The organism is Afipia sp. GW823-FHT06G09 (assembly GCF_058794875.1).
Window position 1 is genome coordinate 719,562 of record NZ_JBXAHF010000001.1, and the last position, 20,756, is coordinate 740,317.

At 62.9% G+C, this 20,756-nt stretch carries 18 protein-coding genes; 11 read left to right on the top strand and 7 right to left on the bottom strand.

What is annotated here, in order from left to right; translation table 11 throughout:
* Window positions 1-20: 20 nt before the first annotated feature.
* The 3 genes from AC1Q67_RS03700 to AC1Q67_RS03710 all read right to left on the bottom strand — a co-directional run bounded on the left by AC1Q67_RS03700 (window position 21) and on the right by AC1Q67_RS03710 (window position 4,058).
* On the bottom strand, window positions 21-1,841 hold the full coding sequence (locus AC1Q67_RS03700; protein ID WP_492235169.1) for a flagellar hook protein FlgE: 1,821 nt from the start codon (window positions 1,839-1,841) through the stop codon (window positions 21-23).
* Window positions 1,842-2,026: 185 nt separating this feature from the next.
* Window positions 2,027-2,539, bottom strand: a complete 513-nt coding sequence (gene msrB, locus AC1Q67_RS03705) for a peptide-methionine (R)-S-oxide reductase MsrB (RefSeq protein WP_492235708.1) — start codon at window positions 2,537-2,539, stop codon at window positions 2,027-2,029.
* A 157-nt stretch (window positions 2,540-2,696) separates the two neighbouring features.
* Window positions 2,697-4,058 (bottom strand): NAD(P)/FAD-dependent oxidoreductase, encoded by a 1,362-nt coding sequence (locus AC1Q67_RS03710; RefSeq protein ID WP_492235168.1) that lies wholly within the window; start codon window positions 4,056-4,058, stop codon window positions 2,697-2,699.
* A 149-nt stretch (window positions 4,059-4,207) separates the two neighbouring features.
* On the opposite strand from AC1Q67_RS03710, the gene AC1Q67_RS03715 reads away from it, so the two are divergent.
* Together AC1Q67_RS03715 and AC1Q67_RS03720 are read left to right on the top strand one after the other, a co-directional pair.
* Complete coding sequence (locus AC1Q67_RS03715) at window positions 4,208-4,741, top strand: SixA phosphatase family protein (RefSeq protein WP_492235167.1); 534 nt, start codon at window positions 4,208-4,210, stop codon at window positions 4,739-4,741.
* Between the two features lie 164 nt (window positions 4,742-4,905).
* The gene (locus AC1Q67_RS03720; protein ID WP_024577812.1) at window positions 4,906-5,331 is read left to right on the top strand and encodes a universal stress protein; all 426 of its coding nucleotides are present in this window, start codon (window positions 4,906-4,908) and stop codon (window positions 5,329-5,331) included.
* Between the two features lie 201 nt (window positions 5,332-5,532).
* Here AC1Q67_RS03720 and AC1Q67_RS03725 read toward each other — a convergent pair whose 3' ends face one another.
* Window positions 5,533-6,156, bottom strand: a complete 624-nt coding sequence (locus tag AC1Q67_RS03725) for a hypothetical protein (protein WP_492235166.1) — start codon at window positions 6,154-6,156, stop codon at window positions 5,533-5,535.
* Between the two features lie 112 nt (window positions 6,157-6,268).
* On the opposite strand from AC1Q67_RS03725, the gene AC1Q67_RS03730 reads away from it, so the two are divergent.
* The 3 genes from AC1Q67_RS03730 (at window position 6,269) to AC1Q67_RS03740 (ending at window position 10,317) form a co-directional block, all read left to right on the top strand.
* Window positions 6,269-6,703, top strand: coding sequence for a hypothetical protein (locus tag AC1Q67_RS03730; protein WP_024577810.1), 435 nt, complete (start codon window positions 6,269-6,271; stop codon window positions 6,701-6,703).
* Window positions 6,704-7,174: 471 nt separating this feature from the next.
* Window positions 7,175-8,236 carry a lysylphosphatidylglycerol synthase transmembrane domain-containing protein gene (locus tag AC1Q67_RS03735; protein WP_492235165.1) on the top strand — a complete coding sequence of 354 codons (1,062 nt, stop codon included), beginning with the start codon at window positions 7,175-7,177 and terminating at the stop codon, window positions 8,234-8,236.
* A 98-nt stretch (window positions 8,237-8,334) separates the two neighbouring features.
* The gene (locus tag AC1Q67_RS03740) at window positions 8,335-10,317 is read left to right on the top strand and encodes an SGNH/GDSL hydrolase family protein (protein WP_492235707.1); all 1,983 of its coding nucleotides are present in this window, start codon (window positions 8,335-8,337) and stop codon (window positions 10,315-10,317) included.
* A 94-nt stretch (window positions 10,318-10,411) separates the two neighbouring features.
* Here AC1Q67_RS03740 and AC1Q67_RS03745 read toward each other — a convergent pair whose 3' ends face one another.
* Complete coding sequence (locus tag AC1Q67_RS03745) at window positions 10,412-11,440, bottom strand: NAD(P)/FAD-dependent oxidoreductase (RefSeq protein WP_492235164.1); 1,029 nt, start codon at window positions 11,438-11,440, stop codon at window positions 10,412-10,414.
* Between the two features lie 182 nt (window positions 11,441-11,622).
* On the opposite strand from AC1Q67_RS03745, the gene AC1Q67_RS03750 reads away from it, so the two are divergent.
* The 6 genes from AC1Q67_RS03750 (at window position 11,623) to AC1Q67_RS03775 (ending at window position 19,631) form a co-directional block, all read left to right on the top strand.
* A complete protein-coding gene (locus tag AC1Q67_RS03750) occupies window positions 11,623-12,066 on the top strand; it encodes an acyl-CoA thioesterase (RefSeq protein ID WP_024577806.1) in 444 nt (147 codons plus the stop codon).
* A gap of 92 nt (window positions 12,067-12,158) precedes the next feature.
* Complete coding sequence (locus AC1Q67_RS03755; protein WP_492235163.1) at window positions 12,159-13,121, top strand: AraC family transcriptional regulator; 963 nt, start codon at window positions 12,159-12,161, stop codon at window positions 13,119-13,121.
* Window positions 13,122-13,133: 12 nt separating this feature from the next.
* A complete protein-coding gene (locus AC1Q67_RS03760) occupies window positions 13,134-14,081 on the top strand; it encodes a helix-turn-helix transcriptional regulator (RefSeq protein WP_492235162.1) in 948 nt (315 codons plus the stop codon).
* Window positions 14,082-14,209: 128 nt separating this feature from the next.
* Window positions 14,210-16,303 (top strand): autotransporter domain-containing protein, encoded by a 2,094-nt coding sequence (locus AC1Q67_RS03765; RefSeq protein WP_492235161.1) that lies wholly within the window; start codon window positions 14,210-14,212, stop codon window positions 16,301-16,303.
* Between the two features lie 360 nt (window positions 16,304-16,663).
* Complete coding sequence (locus AC1Q67_RS03770) at window positions 16,664-19,360, top strand: autotransporter family protein (RefSeq protein ID WP_492235160.1); 2,697 nt, start codon at window positions 16,664-16,666, stop codon at window positions 19,358-19,360.
* A 10-nt stretch (window positions 19,361-19,370) separates the two neighbouring features.
* Window positions 19,371-19,631, top strand: coding sequence for a hypothetical protein (locus AC1Q67_RS03775; RefSeq protein ID WP_492235159.1), 261 nt, complete (start codon window positions 19,371-19,373; stop codon window positions 19,629-19,631).
* Here the strand turns inward: AC1Q67_RS03775 and AC1Q67_RS03780 are convergent.
* Window positions 19,573-19,893: a 2Fe-2S iron-sulfur cluster-binding protein gene (locus tag AC1Q67_RS03780; RefSeq protein ID WP_024577801.1), complete on the bottom strand. Its 321-nt coding sequence runs from the start codon at window positions 19,891-19,893 to the stop codon at window positions 19,573-19,575. The genes AC1Q67_RS03775 and AC1Q67_RS03780 overlap by 59 nt on opposite strands.
* Window positions 19,894-19,998: 105 nt before the next feature.
* Window positions 19,999-20,376: an Hpt domain-containing protein gene (locus AC1Q67_RS03785; RefSeq protein WP_492235158.1), complete on the bottom strand. Its 378-nt coding sequence runs from the start codon at window positions 20,374-20,376 to the stop codon at window positions 19,999-20,001.
* Between the last annotated feature and the right edge of the window lie 380 nt (window positions 20,377-20,756).

Below are 20,756 nucleotides of genomic sequence, written 5' to 3' on the forward strand. Positions count from 1 at the left end.
CGCGACGATGTGTTCAGCGATTATCGCAGCACGTTCAGCAGATCCTGCGCCATCTGGTTCGCAGTGGTGATGACCTTGGTGTTCGCCGAATAGGCCTGCTGCGTAACGATCAGCTTGGTGAACTCGTCCGCGATATCGCTGTTGGATCCTTCGAGCGCCGAACCCGTGATGGAGCCGGCCTTTCCGAAAACCGCGTTACCGGACTGGTCGGTCTCCTCGAACGCGCCGCCATCGAGGCGCTTCAGGAAGTTCGCGCCGTTGAAGGTCGCCAGCGTGATCTGCGCCAGATCGATGTTGCGGCCGTTGGAATAGTTGCCGACCACACGGCCGTTGTCGCCGATCGAAACCGTCTGCAACGAACCCGCAGGGAAGCCGTCCTGGTGAATGTCGTTGACCTGCGCGTTGCCGTTGGCATCGGCGAATGAGGTCAGGCCGCTGACGCCGAAGTTCACGGTGATATTGCCCAGCGTGACGCCGCTGATGGTCGGAGTGGTGAGCGTCACCGATGCCACCGCCGGAGTGAGCTGGCCGTTTGCACTGAACGTGAAATCGGTGCCGATGTTCTGCCAGGCCGTCGCGCCGCCGGTCGCGTTCGGATCGACCTGATAGAACATGTTCCACTTGTCGGTATGGCCCGGGCCGAGCGTCGATGAGTCCATCTTCGCCCAGCGGAACTGGATGCTGACAGGCGAGCCGGAGATGTCGTAGCCAGTGGTGGCGCCACCCGCGATCGATTGCGAAATGAATGTCGCGGCGTCGGAGCCGATGACGTGACCGGCGCCCGCCGAACCGCCACCCAGGCGATTCACGGTGACGGTGCCGGAAAAGCCGAGCGCGGCAAAAGCCGTTGCATTGCTTGAGGTGATAACGAGGTTATTCGCCAGACCCGTATGCAACTGCACGGAGCCATTGTTGACGGTCGAGGACAGCGCGGAGTTGCCGCTCAACCCGTCAATCTTGTCGAGGAGCTGATCGATGGTGCTGCCGATCGGGATATGGGTCGCGTCATTCTGATTCGGCGGAACGCTGGATGCGTCGGTGAAAGTAATCGGCGTTCCGTTCACCGTGATCGTGTCGCCAGCGGCAAAGCTCGCCGACAGTGAGTTGGTGTTCGCCGCGCCCGACAGCGCGGTTGTGCCGTTGATCTTGGTCGGGGTGGTCAGCGCGCTGTTCACCGACGCGCCGCTTCCGACGTTGTCGAGATAAGGCAACGGCGGCGTGCCGACCGTGCTCGGGTTAACGGTGAAGTCGCCGACGTTGAGCAGTTCCGACCCCGGAACGGACTTGTCGCTCTTCGTGGTGATCGGATACGAGGCCAGGTTGGCGCGATAGGTCACGGTCGAGGTGGGCTGGGCGGGCAGGAAGTCGCCGCCGAATTTCAGAACCTGCGGGTTGCTGCCGGTGACGTTGCCCGTGGTCGGGTCGATCGGAATGCCTTCGAGATAGTAACCGGCGCCGTTCACCAAATAACCGTTCTTGTCGAGCGTGAAGTCGCCGCGGCGGGTGTAGTTGTTCACGCCGTTGAAGACCGGGTTGCTATCGGTGAAGCTGCCGGGCTTCTGCACCACGAAGAAGCCGTCGCCGCTGATCGCCATGTAGGTCGAAACGGCGGCCTTCTGGACGTCGCCCTGCACCGTGTTGGTTTCACGCGAGTTGGTCGCGACGCTGCCGGCGAGCTGGTTGTTGGTGCCGGTATCGGGAATGAGGTCCAGGAAACTCGTATCGATGCGCTTGAACGCCGTTGTCTGCGAGTTCGCGATGTTTCCGGAGATGTTTTCGAGCGCATAGGACTGAGCACGAAGACCTGCGACGGACGTGGTGAGTGCGCCAAAGAGACCCATTACATTTTCTCCAACTTCGATCCGGGCGGCCCGCCGGTGTGTCCATAGCCATGGCCGTATTCAAAGAAGAGATCGCAAGCACCGTGCCAACAGTATTTACGCTGCAATATCAATGCACTAAAACAAATGCCCCGGCCAAAAGACCGGGGCACAATTGCCTAGCGGGCAAGAATTGCCGCGCGAAATCAGGACGATGAGCCGTCCGCGGGTTTGAAGGTCAGCGCCAGCCCGTTCATGCAGTAGCGCAGGCCGGTCGGCTTCGGGCCGTCGTCGAACACATGGCCGAGATGGCCGCCGCACCGCCGGCACAGGGTCTCGGTCCGCACCATCATGTAGCTGCGGTCGGACTTCTCCACGATGGCGTTGGGCAGCGCCTGATAGAAGCTCGGCCAGCCGGTGCCGCTGTCAAACTTGGTGTCGGAGGAAAACAGCGGCAGGTCGCAGCCGGCACAGGCGAAGGTTCCCTTGCGCTTCTCGTTGTTGAGCGGGCTGGTGAACGGACGCTCGGTGCCCGCCTCGCGCAGCACATTATACTGGGCGGCGCTCAACTGCTTGCGCCACTCCGCCGGGGTCTTCTCGATCTCGAATTTCTGCGCTGATTTCTCCCCTGCACGGGCGCTGCCAAGACCCAGCCAGCGGAATGCCGAAAATGCGGCGAGACTCATCGCGGATGCGAGCAGGATGCGGCGGTCGATCATGGTCAAAGCTCCGTGCAGATCGGGAAACAGGCTGTCCATCACGATCTACGGTCCATTTCGCGAAAAGTTACAGCAACGCTCCACCAGCAGGCTCACTTTCCCGCGAGGCCGGAGCTGGCTTTCGCCTGTCTGTTCCCATAACCCCGCCGCCGGGGCATTATTTCAATCGCGCGGTCTGCGCCTTCGCGGCTGCGATCCGGGCCTCCCGCGAACGTTCCCGCGCCTGTTCGCGGCCGCGTGCGCGCTCGCGATACCGTGACAGTGCGCTGGCCGCATCCGAGTAGCCGCGTGACCAGATGTTGAACACCTGCCCTGCGGCGCGGCCTGCCGATCCGCCGGCCCAGACAAGCTCGAACGGCGAAAACAGCCGCCAGCGATCATCGCCGTGCAGAATGCTGCGCGCGAGAAGCTGGCCGCCCATCGCCGTCGTGTTCAGTCCCTGACGTCCGAAGCCGCTCAGAACCCAAAGACCCGATTGCAGTTCGCCGATCTGCGGCATGCCGTGCACGGTCTGCCCGAACATCCCGCTCCAGGCCTCGGCAATTCCGACCGGGCCGAGTTTCGGGAAAATCGCCGCGATGCGATTCTGAATGCGCTTCGCGTAGCGCTGCGGATCGCCCTGCCATGTCGTCTCCGGAGACGACCAGAGCAGCCGGTCGCCCTCGACAATGCGGAAATGATCGATGTCATGAGTGTCGGTCACCGACCCCTGAAACGAGATCGCTTCAGCAAGCCGCTCGCCGAGCGGCTCGGTCAGCATGGCGTATCGCCACGTCGGCAGCAGCGTTGCCGTCAGGCGGCGGCCGGGCGCGCCGAGATGCGCGTTGCCTGCGAGCACGACATGAGAGCAGCGCAGCTTCGCGGATGGTGTGAACACGCGCTTGCGAACCCCCGCCGGATCGAGACTGACCACCGGCGTATCCTCGAAGATCCGCACGCCTGCGTCTTCCGCCAGCGCCGCGAGACCGTGAACATATCGCCGCCCGTCGATCTGAAACGCTTTCGGAAAATGAATCGCATGGAAATAGCGATCCGTTTTCAGCGTGTCGCGCACGCGGTCGATCTGCCAGCCTTCGATCTCGGTGCCGAAATCTTCTCCGAGCGTCTGCAACCGGCTGATGAGTTCGTCGCCCGCATCGACCCTGGAAACTTCGAGCGCTCCCTCCGTCAGCATCACGCCCGGCATGGCATTGCCGGTTACCGTGGCGCGAACATAGTCGGCGCCTTCCTGCGCCAGGGACCACAGATCCCGCGCATCGTCGAATCCAACACGCTCGATCAGATCGGACACCGGGACACCGTAACCCGGCATGACAGTGCCGAGATTATGGCCCGACGCATTCCACCCGATCTCGCGGCCTTCAAGAAGTGCGACGCTTGCACCCATTCCCGCCGCTTCCCGCGCCATGGTCAGGCCCGCGAGCCCTCCTCCGATCACGCAGATATCGACATCGAGGTCGAACGTCAGCCGCGGACGGGCGGGCAGGTCCACCGACGAATTCACCGAAGGGTTGTCCATGATCGCAGTTCCAAGATCGCTGTCACAAGCGGGTATTTTCTGGGTGTAACGGGGTCCCCATCGTCACAATATCGGACGTAAGCTTGTACACTATTCCGCGCCGTGCCCTAGTGTCCCGGTTTTATTCCCCACCGAAACGAGATCGCGATATGCGCCGTCTGATCCTGCTGCGTCATGCCAAGACCGAGCGGGATGCCCCGTCTGGCAAGGATCAGGATCGCCGCCTCGACGAACGCGGCCAGCATGACGGCGCGGAGATGGGCCGTTGGCTCGCCCTCCACGACTACCGGCCTGATCTCGTGCTGGTGTCGACCGCAACGCGCACCCAGGAAAGCTGGGAATTGCTTCGCGCTGCGATGCCGGCCATGCGGGTGAAACACCTGCCGGCATTGTACGGCGCTGATCCCTCCGAACTGCTCAGGATCATTCACAGCGTCGCAGATGCCGATCCGCAATGCCTGCTGATCCTCGCACACAATCCGGGGCTGCACGAACTGGCGCTCGGCCTTATCGCCAGCGGCGATCCGGCGGGCCGGCAGGCCCTCGCGAACAACCTGCCGACAGCAGGTGTCGCGGTGATCGATTTCAAGATCGACAACTGGGAGAAAGTCGGTTTTCGCACCGGGAGGCTCGAGCGCTTCGCAAGTCCGAAGCTGCTGCGCGAAGGCTCCGAAGGGGCATAGCGATACTAAAGTGAAGCGGCCTTGCATCTTGCCGCCAACGAATTCATCGTAAGCCGTCATAGCGTTTTCAGGCGAAGCCTGCCCTCGGGCTTGACCCGAGGTTGGATCCCGGTTCGCGTGAAGGAAACGCGTCAAAACAGAATCTGTTGCGACCGGAGAGACCGATGTTTCAATCCATCCTCGTGCCCATCGACCTTGCCGACACCGATCTCGCAAAACCGGCCATCGAGACAGCGGCGTCCCTGTCGAAATCCTCTGGCGGACTGGTACGGCTGGTCAACGTGATGCCGATCACGCCGGTGATGCTGGCGGAATATGTCCCGCCCGATTTCGAGATCCAGCAGCGCCAGTCGTCCGAGGAGGCTTTGGCGATCGTGGCGCGCGAATCCGGAATCGACAGCAACCGCATCTCGGTCACGGTGCGGCAGGGCGGCATCTATCACGAGGTGCTCGAGGAAGCCGCCGACATCGGCGCGGACCTCATCGTCATGACATCGCATCGGCCATCGATGCAGAGTTATTTTCTCGGCTCAAACGCGGGACATGTCGTCCGCTATGCAAAATGCTCAGTGCTCGTGGTGCGACATTAGAGCGCCGAACCGATCACAAAACGGTTTTCGCGTCGGGCTGACTTCTCTCCAGCGTCATCATGGACTAAGTTCGCGCGCCGCCGGAGGGTGATCCCCATCATCGGGCGGTAAGGTTTGGCCGGGCCGGCCAACGACGCCCGGCCGAGCTGACCTTCCGCTACGGCAAGACCCGTTACGGCAGTCTCGCTATGGCAAGTCTCGCTACGGCAAGACGTCCTTGGGCAATTCGTCGAACGTGTAGCTGCGCGGCCGGTTGCGGCGCATGAAGCCGCCGATCTGCCATGCAAACCAGGCAGCAAATCCCGCAAGAAACAGCGCACCGGTCAACTGCGCGGTGATCACCGCACGGATCAGCAGGGCCAGCATGGCCAAGGCGACAAACCCGAGCACGACCAGCCCGGCCGAATAAATCACGGGATTGATGCCGGCGACCAGAACAGCCTTGCTCCCGATGGCCGCAAGGCGCCGGTGCAATTCGACAATGAATGCACGATAGCCGTTATCCTGCGGCGACATCAGCGCAACGGTGTGCCATGTCGTTGAATAGATCGTGACGCGCTCACCGCGCGTGTCTTCGATGTCGGCGCGAAATCGCCGCGATTGCATCGAGACCGGCCGGTATGACAGACGAATGGCCGCGATCTTCTCCAGCGGCCAGATGCCCTGCTTTCCCTTCATCTGCCAGGACAGCCCCTCGCCGGTGATGTCAAGTTGCGAAGCACTCCCGACAAGAGACGGCTTGAAGACATACTGCGTGCCGTCACCGACGGCCTCCGGGCCGCTGGCTCCGCTGCGCGATCCGGCGCTGAATATCTGCGAAAGCATGAAAATCCTTCAATCGCCGCGGGCACCCGCGATCCCGACAGCCGCCTTGCGCAGCAGCCGGCCGTTATTCTACAAGTCTTAGCAGCCCATTGCGCCGGGACGAAACACCCTGATGGCCAAGCCTGCCTATTTCTCGCAGCCCATTGTTCTCTCCGCATCGATCCTGTTCGGCGTGCTGCTCGCGCTTGGCATCCACATCATCATCCAGCGCTTCAATCTCAATCTCGGCGACCTGTGGCGAACGGACGTGCCGGAGCTGATCCCCGCGCGCGCGGCGCTGGCATGGTGGCTGATCGCCGCGGTGGCGTTTCTGGCTGGCTTCATTTCCGCGTCGTTGATGCAGAGCGCGGTGTCCGGCCAGATCTCGCTTCGTCTGCGGCAGTTTCTGGTCGCTGTCGGCGTCATCATGCTCGCGGCAGCGGGTCAGGCCGCGGCAGCACCGAGCGCGATCCCGACACTGTCCGGCGTGCTCGCAGGTCTCGCCGCACTTGGCCTCGGCGCGGTGATGGCGTTCTGCGGGGCGAAATTCGCGCTCCGCCGGTCCTGACCGCCGGCATGCACCCGCGCGGCTTTTTGCCTCATTCGGCCCTTAACGATAATCGCAGCCGCGGTTAGCTTGCTTTAGCTGTTGCTTCAGCCACCAGTCCGGATGCCGTCCTTTTTTGGATCAGTAGTCTGGCGCCGCATCGATCCCATCCGGCTAAATCGATTCATCAGGAATGCGCGTGAATGTCCTTGAAAGATCGGCATCGCCGATGGAATGGAATGGCTGTCTCGCCCTTTGCAACAGCATCTTCGTTTCCCATATCCGGCTAACTGATGAATCGCGGCATCCGGCCTAATATGAAGCGCAGATGACAGTCCAGCCAGCCCCGGTTTCCCAGCAATAACGGCACTTTGCGCCGCACAACGACCTATTTTCCAAGCGTGGGATTTCGCGTATGAGTACCGCCGCAGCCGCTTGCTCACTGTCGCCTCAATCGGCTTCTATAGGTTACGCGCCCTGCCGGGAGGACGAATGCAACAGTTGTTGAGCACGCTCAGGCGTGTTTTCAGGGAACGAATTGGCTGGAAACGGGTCGGGATCGTTGCCAGCCTGATTATCGTCACTATTGCGATCATGCATCTGTTCCGCACCCTCAAGGGCGTGGACACGGCGATCGTTCTCACCGCGCTTGCCGAAAAATCGCAAGGCCAGATCGCGCTCGCCGCAGTGTGCGTGCTGTGCGCGTTCTTCACCCTGACGTTCTACGACCTGTTCGCGTTGCGCACGATCGGCAAGATGCACGTACCCTATCGCATCGCCGCGCTGTCGAGCTTCACCAGCTACACCATCGGCCACAACATCGGCGCCACCGTGTTCACCGGCGGCGCGATCCGCTTCCGCATCTATTCGGACTGGGGGCTGACCGCGATCGATGTCGCGAAAATCTGTTTCATCTCCGGTCTGACGTTCTGGCTTGGCAACACCTTCGTGCTCGGCATCGGCATGATCTGGCATCCCGCCGCCGCTGCATCGATCGATCTCCTGCCTGAAAGCATCAACCGGCTGATCGGCATCGGCCTGCTCGCGGGCATCGCGATCTATCTCTCATGGATCGCCACCGGCCAGGGCCGCCGCAAGCTCGGCAAGGACGGCTGGAAGGTCCATCTGCCGTCGGCGCCGCTGACCGTGCTGCAAATCCTGATTGGCGTCGTCGATCTCGGTTTCTGCGCCCTCGCGATGTATCTGCTGGCGCCGTCGAGCCCCGACCTCGATTTCGTGACGCTCTCGGTCGTCTTCATTCTCGCGACGCTGCTCGGTTTCGCCAGCCACGCACCCGGCAGCCTCGGCGTGTTCGACGCCGCGATGCTTGTTGGCCTGCCGATGCTCGGCAAGGAGGAACTGCTGGCGTCCCTGCTCGTTTTCCGCATTCTGTATTTCCTGATCCCCTTCGCCACCTCGATCACGATCATGGGCGTCCGGGAATTGTGGCTCAGCGTCATCCTGCCGTGGCAACAGAGCCGAAAACTCCAGCCCGCGCCCGCCGTCGCGCAATCGTCACCTCCACAGTCGAAGCCGAAGCAGGCCGCGGAGTAATCCGCGCACAAAGATGTGGCTTGTGGGGTTCGGGAGCGTGATTTACGCTCAAGCGACATCCCCACATTTTGGCCTCATCCGTCGGCTTCAAGACCAGCATGATCCAGTCGCGCGTCATCCGCTTATCGCTCCTGATCGCGGCGCTCGGCGGCGCGATGGTAGGCGCTGCTACGGCGCAGACGCCGCTCGTGCCGCCTTCCGTTGCACAGCCCGTTCCGCAGCTCACGACGGCGATGCAGATTTCGTGGGAAGTCCGCAACCGCTTCCGCCTGTTTCGCGAGGAGCGCGATTTCCAGCTTCATATCGCGTCGCTCAGCGGCCGCACCATTCTTGAATCCGAACAGGCACTGGCGACGCAAAGCGACGGCCGCGGCTGGGCGCGCAACACACTCGGACGCCTGTGCATTGACGCAACGGGCCGTGTCAGCGAGCCCTGCACGCGCGACGGCGTGAAGGAAAGCTATCTCACGCCCACCGATCATCCGGTCACGATCCGCCTCACAGGCGCGGTGCCGGTCGGCGCGACCTGCGCATGGACATTCGAGGACGGCGATCCGCCGCGGCAGTCGACGCTGGACTGCGCCGAGCCGATCAACCTGCGCGTACGCTACGGCCGGCCGACGCCCGTCACCGTCGACGTCTCAAGCGGGTCCGAGGCACCGCAACGGGTCATCACGCAAATCGCAGTGCGCGACATTTTCATCGCGGGCCTTGGCGATTCCATCGCATCGGGCGAAGGCAATCCCGATCGTCCCGTGGCGCTGACCGACGACGGTTTCTGCTTCCGCTCCTATCTCGGCGGCCCCGCTGGGATGTATTTCCGTCCCGGCCGCGCCGGATTCAAGGGCGCCCGCGCCTGCGATACGTCCGACGGCACCAGCTTGCAGAACTGGCAGCGCGCCGGTGCGCAATGGATGAACCCGGCGTGCCATCGCTCGCTCTACAGCTACCAAACCCGCATGGCGATCGCGCTGGCCGCGCAGAACCCGCAGATCGCGGTGACGTACCTGCCGCTGGCCTGCACCGGCGCGACGATCGATGAGGGCATGTTCGGCGCGCAGCGTGCCCGCGAATGCGTGGTCGGCAAGAACAGCCTGACCTGTCAGGGCACGGTGAATGCGCAGGTCGCCGAATTGCGCGAGGCGCTGACCGCGGCAACGAAGCGTCAGCCGGATCGCGGACTTGATCTCATCCTGCTGTCGATCGGCGCCAACGATGTCGACTTCTCGGGACTTGTCGCCGACGTCATTGTCGAACGGCAGACCGAACGCGCATTGTCACGGCGCACCGGCGTTCTCAGTTCGGTCGACGAGGCACGCTCCACCCTGCAACGCGAACTGCCGCAGAATTTCAGCAAACTGCGTCAGGCGCTGAAACCTTTCGTCGGCGGCGACCTCTCGCGCGTGATCTACACATCCTACGCGAACCCGTCGCTGCTGAACGGCGCGCCCTGCGCCGGCGGCCGCGCCGGTTTCGACATTCATCCCTCGTTCAACGCCGACCCGCAGCGTCTCGCTGACGTCACCGAATTTGTGCAGAACGAATTCCTGCCGTCGCTCAAGAAGCTGGCGACGTGCAGCGGCGGCGTGTTGTGCGGCAATCCCGCGCGCGACCGCATGACCTTCGTCGATCAGCATCAGGCGGCTTTCGCCAATCACGGCTTCTGCGCACGCGCAGAGACCGACCCGCCGTTCGACCGCGAATGTTTCTCGGCGAAGGGCGACAGCTTCGTTGCGGATATCGTCGATGCCGCGAACAATCCGCTGGTCTGCGGCGCGGGCGCCAGCGACTTCCGCGCTTACGCGCCGCGCGCACGCTGGATTCGCGACGCCAACGACAGCTACTTCACCGCGATGACCTATCCGCAGGCGCAGAAGGCGCCGAACCAGCCCGGCGATATTCATGACGCGACGTGGGGCGTCCTCTCCGCCGTTTACGGCGGTGCGATCCATCCGACCGCCGAAGGTCACGCCGCCATGGCGGACGCGGCGCTTCCCGCCGCAATGAGCGTGCTGGGGCTGGGACTGTCGGAAGCACCAGTGATTAGCGAACCGCTCTCGCCGGCAGCGCAACAGCGATAATTCCGTCATTGCGAGCGAAGCGAAGCAATCCACAAGAAAAGATGGATTGCTTCGTCGCAAAAGCTCCTCGCAATGACATCAGGCATAAACTGCGTCAGTTCACGCCGAGCTTCTTCTGCAGGCTCGACGACGACGTGGTGTACTGGAACACGACGCGCTTGTCCGGAAAGACATAGCGGCTCGCCTTCTGCGCCATCAGCGCGCCTTCATGGAAGCCGGAGAGAATGAGCTTCAGCTTGCCGGGATAGGTGTTGATGTCGCCGATGGCGAAGATGCCGGGCACGTTGGTCTCGAACGCTTCGGTATCGACCGGCACCAGATTGTTCTCGAGCTTGACGCCCCAGTTCGCCACCGGGCCGAGTTTCATGGTCAGCCCGAAGAACGGCAGCATGGTGTTGCACTCGACCTTGGATATCTCGTTGTCGTTGCCCTTCACCAGCGCGCCGGACAGCACGCCGTTCTCGCCTTCGAGCGCGGTGACCTGTCCGAGCTTCAGGTCCATCTTGCCGGCGGCAACGAGCTTGCGCATCTGATCGACGCTGTGCGGCGCTGCGCGGAAATCGTCACGGCGATGCAGCAGCGTCACACGCCTGGCGATCGGCTGAAGGTTCAGCACCCAGTCGAGCGCGCTGTCGCCGCCGCCGACGATCAGGAGATCCTTGCCGCGGAACTGCTCCATCTTGCGGACCGCGTAGAACACCGAGCTGCCTTCATAGGCCTCGATGCCGGGCACCGGCGGACGCTTCGGCTGGAACGAGCCGCCGCCTGCGGAGATCACCACGACCTTGGCCTCGAACACCTGACCGGCATCGGTCTTCACGCGGAACAGCGGGTCGCCGATCTTCTCGATGGTCTCGACCATCTCGTTGAGATGGAAGGTCGGATTGAACGGCTTGATCTGCTCCATCAGGGCGTCGGTGAGGCCCTGCCCCGTCACCATCGGAATTGCCGGAATGTCATAGATCGGCTTCTCGGGATAAAGCTCGGCGCACTGTCCGCCCAGCTTGTCGAGAATATCGACCAGATGCACCTTCATATCGAGCAGGCCCAGTTCGAACACCGCGAACAGGCCGCAAGGGCCGGCGCCGATAATCAGGACATCAGTTTTGATCGTGTCGGTCATGCTCGTTCCGGTCTGTGATGGAGAAAGATCGAGGTGCGGGGCGGAAAATGCCGCTTTTGACGGCATTGTCTAACCAAACCGGCCCCCCGGGGGAAGTCATATTCGGCCCCGCCCGCTGCCTCCGCGCCTTGTGAGGCGGCGACATTTCCCGCTATGCAGGACCCAAACCGGAGACCGAAGACGTGGATGCACCGACCCGCCCGAAACCTCAGTTCAAGCTTGAAAACTACCCGTTCCGCCTGGCCGACAATGTCCGCTACGGCGACCTCGATCCGAACAAGCACGTCAACAACGGGGTGTATTCAACCTATTTCGAGACGGCGCGCGTCACCCTGCTGCGCAGCGGCGATCGCGGCCTGATGCCGAAGGGCCTGAGCTGGATGCTGGTGCATCTCGCCATCGATTTCCGCGCCGAAATGCACTGGCCCGGGAGCTTTGAACTCGGCATCGGCGTCTCGAAGCTCGGGCGGACCTCGGCGACCTTCGCGCAGGTGGTCTTCGCGGGCGATGTCTGCACCGCCTCGGCGGAAGCCGTCACGGTTCTGGTGGACGCCACGACCCGCAAACCGACCCCGCTGACGCCCGAGATCATCGAGCGATTTCAGCCCTGGCTGCTGCGCGCATAGCGACAACCTGCCCCGCAATTGCTGTTGCCGCCGTGGCCGTTCGCCTCTAAATCTTTAAGGCGAACTTGCGACAACCGGGCCAGTCGTCCGTCATGCTCAGCTTCAACACCGACGATCTCCGTCCACAGGATCGGTTTGACTACTGGTGCGAAGTACGTGCCCGCAATCTTTTCGGCGTGACGATCTCGCTGAAACCGCATGAGCGACAGAATTTCAGAGGACGATTTTCGGCAGTCCCCGCAGGCGGCGCGATCATCAGCGAGATGCAGGCGTCATCCTACTGGGTGTCGCGCTCCATCGCCGATATCTCCCGCGCACCCGGCGACAGCCTTTGCATCTATCAGCAGCTAGGCGGCGCAAGCTGGTTCAACAGCAAGGGTGGCGGCGAGTTCGTGGTGGCGGCGAACGACATCGCCATCAGCCACACCGACCTGCCCTACCTGACCCGTCCGGCCACCGCGCACGGCTTCGATCTTCGCGTTCTGAAAATTCCGTTCACCGGCCGCGAAGACCTCGTCCACGCGGCGCGAGGTCTGTCGCCGTCGCTGCTGAGCGACAATCCGCGCTTGAAAACCGTCATGTCCGCTTCGCTGGCCGCACTGGCCGCGGACTGTGCCAGGAATTCCGACAACGATCTCGATCTCGCCGTCGATCACCTCGCGCAGCTGGCACTGCTGACGCAAGGCCGCGTTCGGCACGGTTCGCCGGAAAGCCGCGCCGCGCTGCGGTTCGGATTCCTGCATGCGGCCCGCAACATTCTCGCGCGCAACATGTATCGCCCGAACCTGACACCGGCAGCGGTCGCCGCCGAACTCGGCATCTCGCTGCGGAAACTGCATCTGCTGTTCGAACCGACGGGCATGTCCTGCGCACGCACGCTGACCGCGATGCGCGCCGAAGAAGCGCTGCGGCGGCTCAGGAACGCCCCGGCACAACCTGTGGCGGAGATCGCGCAGGCGTCCGGGTTCGACAGCTCCGCAACGTTCTACCGCGTGTTCCGCAATCTCTATGGCATCACGCCGAGCGATGCGCGCACGGCCGCTGTCCTCGACTGATCGTCTTTTCCAATGCTGAGTTTCTCCACCGACGACCTTCGTCCGCAGGATCGCTTCGACCACTGGTGCGAAGTGCGCGGCAAGAGTCTGTTCGGCGTCACCATCGAACTGGAGCGTGAGAAACGCGACAGCTTCCAGGGCCGGTTCTCCGCGACACCGATCGGAGACGCCGTGCTGGCGGAGATGACGGCATCGTCTTATCGCGTCAGCCGCACACCGGCCGACATCGCGCGCGTCTCGAGCGACAGTCTGAGCATCGGATTGCAGATCCGCGGGCCGGGCTGGATGAAGATCAAGGGAGACCGCGTGCATCTGGTGCGCGAAGGCGATGTCACCATCAGCCACTCCAACATGATGTTCGCGGGAACGCCGGAACGATCGGACGGCTTCGATTTCCGCACATTGAAGATTCCGCTCACGAATGATCTCGCGCTCGGCGCGCGAACCCACGATCTTTTTCCTGAACCGCTGATGCAGGGCGCCCGCCTGACTCGGCTGATCAAGGCGACGCTGAGCGCACTGGAGCACGACCCGTTTCAGGCATCGGGCGAGATCGAATCCATCGCCCGCCTTGCCCTGATCGCACGAGGCCGCCTTGCGCAAGGCTCGCCCGAGGGACGCGCCGCGCTTCGCGCGGGATTTCTTCACGCGGCGCGCGAGATCATGATCCGCGATCTGCACCGCCCGGATCTGACATCGGCGAGCGTCGCCGCCGAACTCGCGATCTCGCTGCGGCAGGTGCATGTGCTGTTCGAGCCGACGGGATTGTCGTTCGCACGCTCGCTGACAGCGATGCGCCTCAAGGAAGCACGCCGGCTGCTCGGCCTCACACCGGCGCGGCAGGTCGCGGACATTGCCTATGCCTGCGGCTTTGACAGCATCGCGACGTTCTACCGGGTGTTCCGCAGCGCCTACGGCATGACGCCGGGCGATGTCCGGGCGATGTCTCTCAACGCGTGAACCCTGTGGCACCCGGACCACAAGCCTGAAAAGACTCTCTTTTTGAGCCTTGGGGCCGAGCGTTTGCACGCAGTGAGAAGACGGCTTTTTCCCGATTTGGTAGGCCAAAGCCGGTTGGGAAGCGGTCAATGGCTGAGGCTGGACTTTTAACGCGTTCACGATGGCGCGCCGCGCTGCTGGCTGGCACGGCGCTGGCCGCGCTTGCCATTCCGTCCACAGCCCAGGCCGTTGACGGGATGGAGGTCCTCACCGGGCTTGCCAGCGATCCCTTCTCGATCTGGGGTATGAGCCGTAACGGGCAATTCCTTGTTGGCGTTACTGACGGCGGCTCCAACAATTATCGCGGTTGGATTTACAGCAACGGCACCTTCACCCTGGTGCCGGTGTTCGCCGACCCGACTCTCCAGACCACTGCGTCGGCGATCAACGATACCGGAACGGTCTGGGTCGGTTATGGGCAATTTCAGGGGCCAGTCTATGTCACCGGCCACGCGATCCGTTATGCGAACGGCGCCTTTACCGACCTTCATACCGGCGCCGCATTCGGACCCGGAGGCTCGCTCGAGAATTATATCGAAAGCTTCGCCACCGCCATGAGCGCCGACACGAATGTCGTCGCGGGCTTTGCTCAGAGTAACCTCGGAGGTTGGCAGGCCTTTCGCTGGACCCAGGCCACGGGCATGACGGGCCTCGGTTTCCTGCCGGGTTATTCGTTGAGCCACGCGAGCGCCATTTCAGCGGATGGGACCACAATCGTCGGCTACGTGGGCAATGCCGGTCTACAGCAATACCAGGCGATGTACTGGACCACGGCGACCGGCATGGTCGGCCTCGGTTCGCTGCCGACAGCGCCCGGAGGAAACAGTTTTGCAAACGCCGTCAGTGCCAATGGCTCCGTGATCGTCGGAGGTGCCGTCGTGGATAGCACTGGGAATCAGCACGCCTTTCGCTGGACGCAGGCTACCGGCATGCAGGATCTCGGCACGCTGCCAGGTGGCGTCTATTCCAACGCCGTTGCCGTCAGCGCCGACGGCTCGATCGTGGCGGGCGGCTCCAGCGGCACGGGCGGCGGAGGTTTTGGATTTGCATTTCGATGGACGCAGGCTACCGGCATGCAAAAACTGTCCGATCTCCTGGCCGCGAGTGGCGTAAGTCCGGGACCTGGCTTCATTCTGGGCCAAACGGCTTACATGTCCGCCGACGGCAAGATCACCGTCGGCCAACTCACCGGTCCAGGTGGGAGCTGGCAGGGGTATTACATTGCCCGCTGCCAGTCCGTGATCTGTCAGGGGCTGACGACCTACGACCAGATGGCCAGTTCCTACACAGGCCAGTCCGCCGTCGGACAGACCGCCAACGCCGCGATCGGCGGCGTGCTCGGCACCATGCAGGAATACGCGACGCAGGCGTATCAGACTCAGGGCAGCCGCAGCACGCCCTATTCTGTTTTTGGCTACGGTGCTTACGACAGCGACCCAATTGCATCGGGCACACTCGGCCTCACCGCCGATCTGCCGTTCGGTCTTGTCGCCGGATTCACCGCGTCGGCGAACTACGTGAAGACCGACATGGTCTATCACGGCAATGCCAAGATGTTCGGAGGCGCGCTGGGCGCATTCATCGCACGCACACCGGACACGGGCCTGCAATGGCTGCTCGGCGGCAGCCTGATCACGCTGAGGGGCGACATCACACGCGGTTATCTCAACGGCGTCACACCGGCATCATCGACCGGCTCAGCGTCGGGCAACGGCTATGGCGCCACCGCGCGCATCGGCTGGGGCTTCGCGGTTCTGCCGCAGGTCACGGTGACGCCGTTCGCCTCCTACACGTTCGCAGAAACGCGCTTCGGAGGTTACGGCGAGACCAATGGCGTGTTCGCCTCGAACTTTGATGATTTCATTTCGACCTCGCAGGTCTCGCGCGTCGGCGGCGATCTCCGCTACACCTTCGCGCCGAATAGCTGGGTCTGGGGCACGGCAGCGTGGGGCCATCGCCTCGACAGCGGCAGGGGCGCAAGCATCACCGGCACGCTGATCGATGCGCCGTTCGGCTTCACCTCGCCCGGCCTGTCGTCGGCAAGGGACTGGACGGAAGTCGGCGGCGGTGTGCGCCTGCCGGCCTGGACCAACGGCGCAGTCACCGCCTCGGTCACGGCTTCGCTCACGCCCGGTCAGGTGGTCACTTACGTCTCCCGCCTCGGCGTCAGTCAGACGTTCTGAGATCACACGGCGCGTGCAGCGCGAAAAAGTTTGGCGTTTGCGCGGAGTGAGAAGACGGCCCGCACGCGCCTTTGGTAGTTTGAGGCGGTTGGAGAGCGTATCGGCGAGGCTTGACGTCACCTTTCATGACGTAAGAATTTGTTGCGCCCGTATTTTCGCGCTTCCATTTCATCACCAAAAAATTTCTCGTACCGCACGATGTGGCCGCCGCGCCACAAGCCGGAAAAGATTCGGATTTTAGGCATCCGGACAGAACGCGTGCGCGCAATGAGAAGACGTCTCCACATCGATCTGCCACACGTTTCCTGCTGAGACCTCCGCCGCCGGGTTAGCGACGGAGCATGGAGTAATGGGTGGGGCATGGGGTGCGTTGAGAGGATCGCGGCGATCAAGCGAGCCGCGTTCGCGCTGTTGACGGGTGGCCTTCTGGCGGTCTCGGTCACGGCAAACGCATGGGCATCGGCAGGCTGCGACGCCGTCAACAACGGCGAACTCGACGTCTCCGCGTCCACTTCAACGCCGATGGCCTCGCATAGCATCACCGGCAAGCGTTTCGCCCCCGGCGATCTGCTGACCACGACATCCCGCACCAATGACGGCTCATTGGGCCTGGTCTACCTGGTGTTCACGGATGGCAGCCAGAGGAGCGCGCAGCGCAGCAATCCTCCGAACTTCTCGACCTTCACGCTGACGGCTGCTGGCAACGAGTCCTCCATCATCGCCTACATCTACAATAATGGCTCCGGCGGCGGCTCGAACTGGATCACGGTCACCTGTACGCCCGGCCCGGCCAATGCCAGCCTGACGGAAATCCAGAGCAGCGGAAGTCCGAGCATCGCCGGGCAATCGGTAACCTTCACCGCCACCATGACCGGCACCGCATCGAACGGCACCCCGAACGGCACCGTCACCTTCGACTTCGGCGACGGCACAGCGGCAATACCCGTCACGCTCAGCGGCGGCACGGCATCCATCAGCCATACCTATGCGACAGCGGGCAATAAGACCGTGACCGCGAACTATGGCGGCGACAGCACCAACTATGTCGCAAGCTCGGCCAGCATGACGCAGACCGTCAACAAGGTCACCAGTTCGCCTGGTCTGAACATCACGCCGTCGCCCGCTGTCGTGGGCCAGGCGTCAACATTTTCAGTGACGGTCCCTGGCGCGTCGGGGGTGCCGGCTCCGACCGGCACGGCGACGATCAACTTCGGTGACGGTTCATCCAACGCAGTTCTCACGCTGAGCAGTGGAACCGCCAGCACGACGCATACCTATGCGGCCGCGGGCAACTTCACCGTGAGCCTGAACTACAGCGGCGATACGAACTACGCGAACGCTGCGCCCACTTTTCCGGTGACGGTCAGCGCGGGGACGTCAGGCACCACACTCGGCTCGAGCGCCAATCCGAGCCCGTTCGGACAATCCGTAACGTTCACCGCGACAGTCACCGGCACCAATCCCACCGGTACGGTGCAGTTCTTTGACGGCGCGACGCTGCTCGGCTCCGGAATTGTATCGGCGGGAAGCGCCACCTTCTCGACCTCGGCCCTGTCTGCGGGACCGCATTCCATCACCGCAGTCTATGGTGGCGACGCCAACAATAACGGTTCGACATCCTCCGCCCTGTCCCAGACCATCAGCCTGTCCACCACCACGACAACGCTGGCGTCGTCGCAAAATCCAAGCGACGTGGGCAAGCCGGTGACATTCACCGCGAGCGTCACAAGCGGCGCTGGTGCGCCGAACGGCGGCACCGTGACCTTCATGGACGGAGCGACAACGCTCGGCAGCGCCAGCGTGTCTGCAGGCGTCGCAACGCTCACCACGTCCGCGCTGGCGCTGGGCAGTCACACCATCACCGCGAGTTACGGCGGCAGCCCCGGTTTTACGAGCGGCACATCATCGCCGCTGATGCAGTCGATCAACATTCCCGCAGACAGCCTGAAGCTGCGCGCGCTGCAAGCCATGGCCACACCCGTGGTGAGCCAGTTCTCCGGTCAGGCGATCTCCGGTGCGATCGACAATGCCGTCAACGAAGGCTTCGCCGACGACGGCGGATCGCTGGTCAGCCCGAACAACAGCGGCATCCGTTTCAACTTCGCCGCCGACAGCGGCAGTGACGATCCGAAGGCTTCGTCAAAGGTGAGTTCGGCCGCTCCGTTCGGCGCGACCTCGGACAAGTCGCGCGTCAACGACGCTTTCGATGCCCTCGCCTATGCCGGTCCGGTCAAGGCTCCGAAGCGTTTCGTCGAACCGCGCGACTGGCTTGGCTGGGCGGAAGCACGCGGTGCAACGCTCGAGCGATGGAGCGCGGCGGGTGCAGGCACGTCGACCCTCTATGGCAACCAGATCAACGTGCTTGCCGGTCTCACGCGCAGGCTCGCGCCGAACTTCCTGATCGGCGCATTCGGCGGCTACGAGACATTCGACTATCGTTCGGATCAGTTGCAGGGCCGTATGAAGGGCGACGGCTGGACGGTCGGCAGCTATCTCGGCTGGAAGATCACCCAGACCATCCGCTTCGATGCCGCGGTCGGATACTCCGGCCTCGGCTATGACGGCACCGCGGGCACTGCCTCCGGCTCATTCACCGGCAATCGCTGGCTGGTGTCGGGCGGATTGACCGGCAAGTATGAAACCTACGGCCTGATGATCGAACCGTCGGCGCGCATCTACGCGCTGTGGGAGCACGAGAACGCCTACACCGACACGCTCGGCACGGTTCAAACCGCGCGCGACTTCACTACAGGCCGTGCCAGCGCGGGGCTGCGGCTCGCCTATCCGGTGATGTGGTCATCGGTCGCCGTCGCGCCGTATGTGGGATTGTATGGCGACTACTACTTCAACGGCGACACTGCGGCCGTTTCGGCCGCCAGCCTCGCAACCGTATCGGCCGCCATTCTCGACGGCTGGTCGGCGCGTGCCGCAGGCGGCGCAAATCTGAAGTTCACCAACGGCGCGCAGATCTCGATCGGCGCAGAGCGCGGCGGGATTGGCAGCAGCAGCGGCGCAGCCCTCTGGACCTATCGCGCCCGCGCATCAGTGCCGTTCTGAGATCGCCGCCATGCAGGACCTGCCACCGACGCTCGCCATCGCGCTCCGGCTGACCGGCGCGATCTGGATCTTCGGCATCGTTGCGATGCTGATGCAGGCGGACACGCGTATCGTGGTGGCCGCGTTCGTGGTCGGCCTTGTCACCGCGATTATCGAATGGATTATCGTCAGGAACATCCCGCCGCCGGCTGGTCCGGCAGAGGATGAAGATACTACGCCTGACGTTCGGGCGTCGACACCACAAGTCCGTCGAGTTCGTCGGTCACCTTGATCTGGCACGACAGCCGCGAGTTCGGCCGCACGTCGTAGCCGAAGTCGAGCATGTCCTCTTCCATCGGCGTCGGCGATCCGACCTTCTCGCGCCAGGCTTCATCAACATACACATGGCACGTCGCACAGGCGCATGCGCCGCCACACTCGGCTTCGATGCCGGGAATCGCGTTGCGGATCGCGCCTTCCATGACGGTCGCGCCGGCCTCCACGTCCACGGAACGGGTGGTACCTGCGTGATCGATGAAGTTGATTTTGACCATGATTTGTCGTGCTGCCCGGATAATTCAGTTGGAGACGTCCTATAACGGGTCAATCCGCCAGATGCCAGCTTTGCCGGGGGATAAAAGCCGTGCGGAAAGACCGGGTCAGGACCTGCTCAACATATGGCCGATCGCGGCCCTGGCTTCCTCGACCGCGTGCTGAAGCAGGGTGATCGCGCCCGCGACGTCGCCATTGTTCTTCATGGCGGCTTCGACACCCAGAGCGGCCTCTGCGACCCGGAATGCGCCAATGGCCCGCGCGGACCCCTTCAGCGTATGCGCCAGCGCAGCGGCGTCGGCGGGAATTGTCTTGAGCCGGCCGACCAGATCGGCGCTTTGAGCCGAGAAAAGCCCGAGAACTTCGGCTTCAAGCGCAGCTTCGCCGAGCGTCATGCGCCCGAGATGCTGGACGTCGATGGCGGTCTCTTCTGGAACGAGCGGTGGTGACGGCATCCAGTTCAACCGCTCCAGGTTAAGTGACATGACCCATCCGAATTGCTGACGGCGCCGGATCGAATCCGGCCGGAAACACCGTCAGGCAATCACACCAATGGTTAACGAAATGTATCAGGTATTCGCCCCGATTTAGCCATGTTTTCGCCGCTTCGCCGCCTAGAAATACCAAAGTGCTTTTGAAAACTGTTGATTTCTGAAAGCGTTAACCGTGCCGGTGTTAACGATGATTAAAAATCTATTAACCCATCCCATTTCATTCGACCCACCGAGCCAATAGGATGTTTGCGGAAGTGCGGGACAACCGGCGGGACAAATCGGCGACGTAACTTCGTTTCGTCTACCGGTATCGGGGAACATTCGACGGCGCACAGCCCTGGCTGCGGTGCCACTTGCGGATGCGTAAAAAA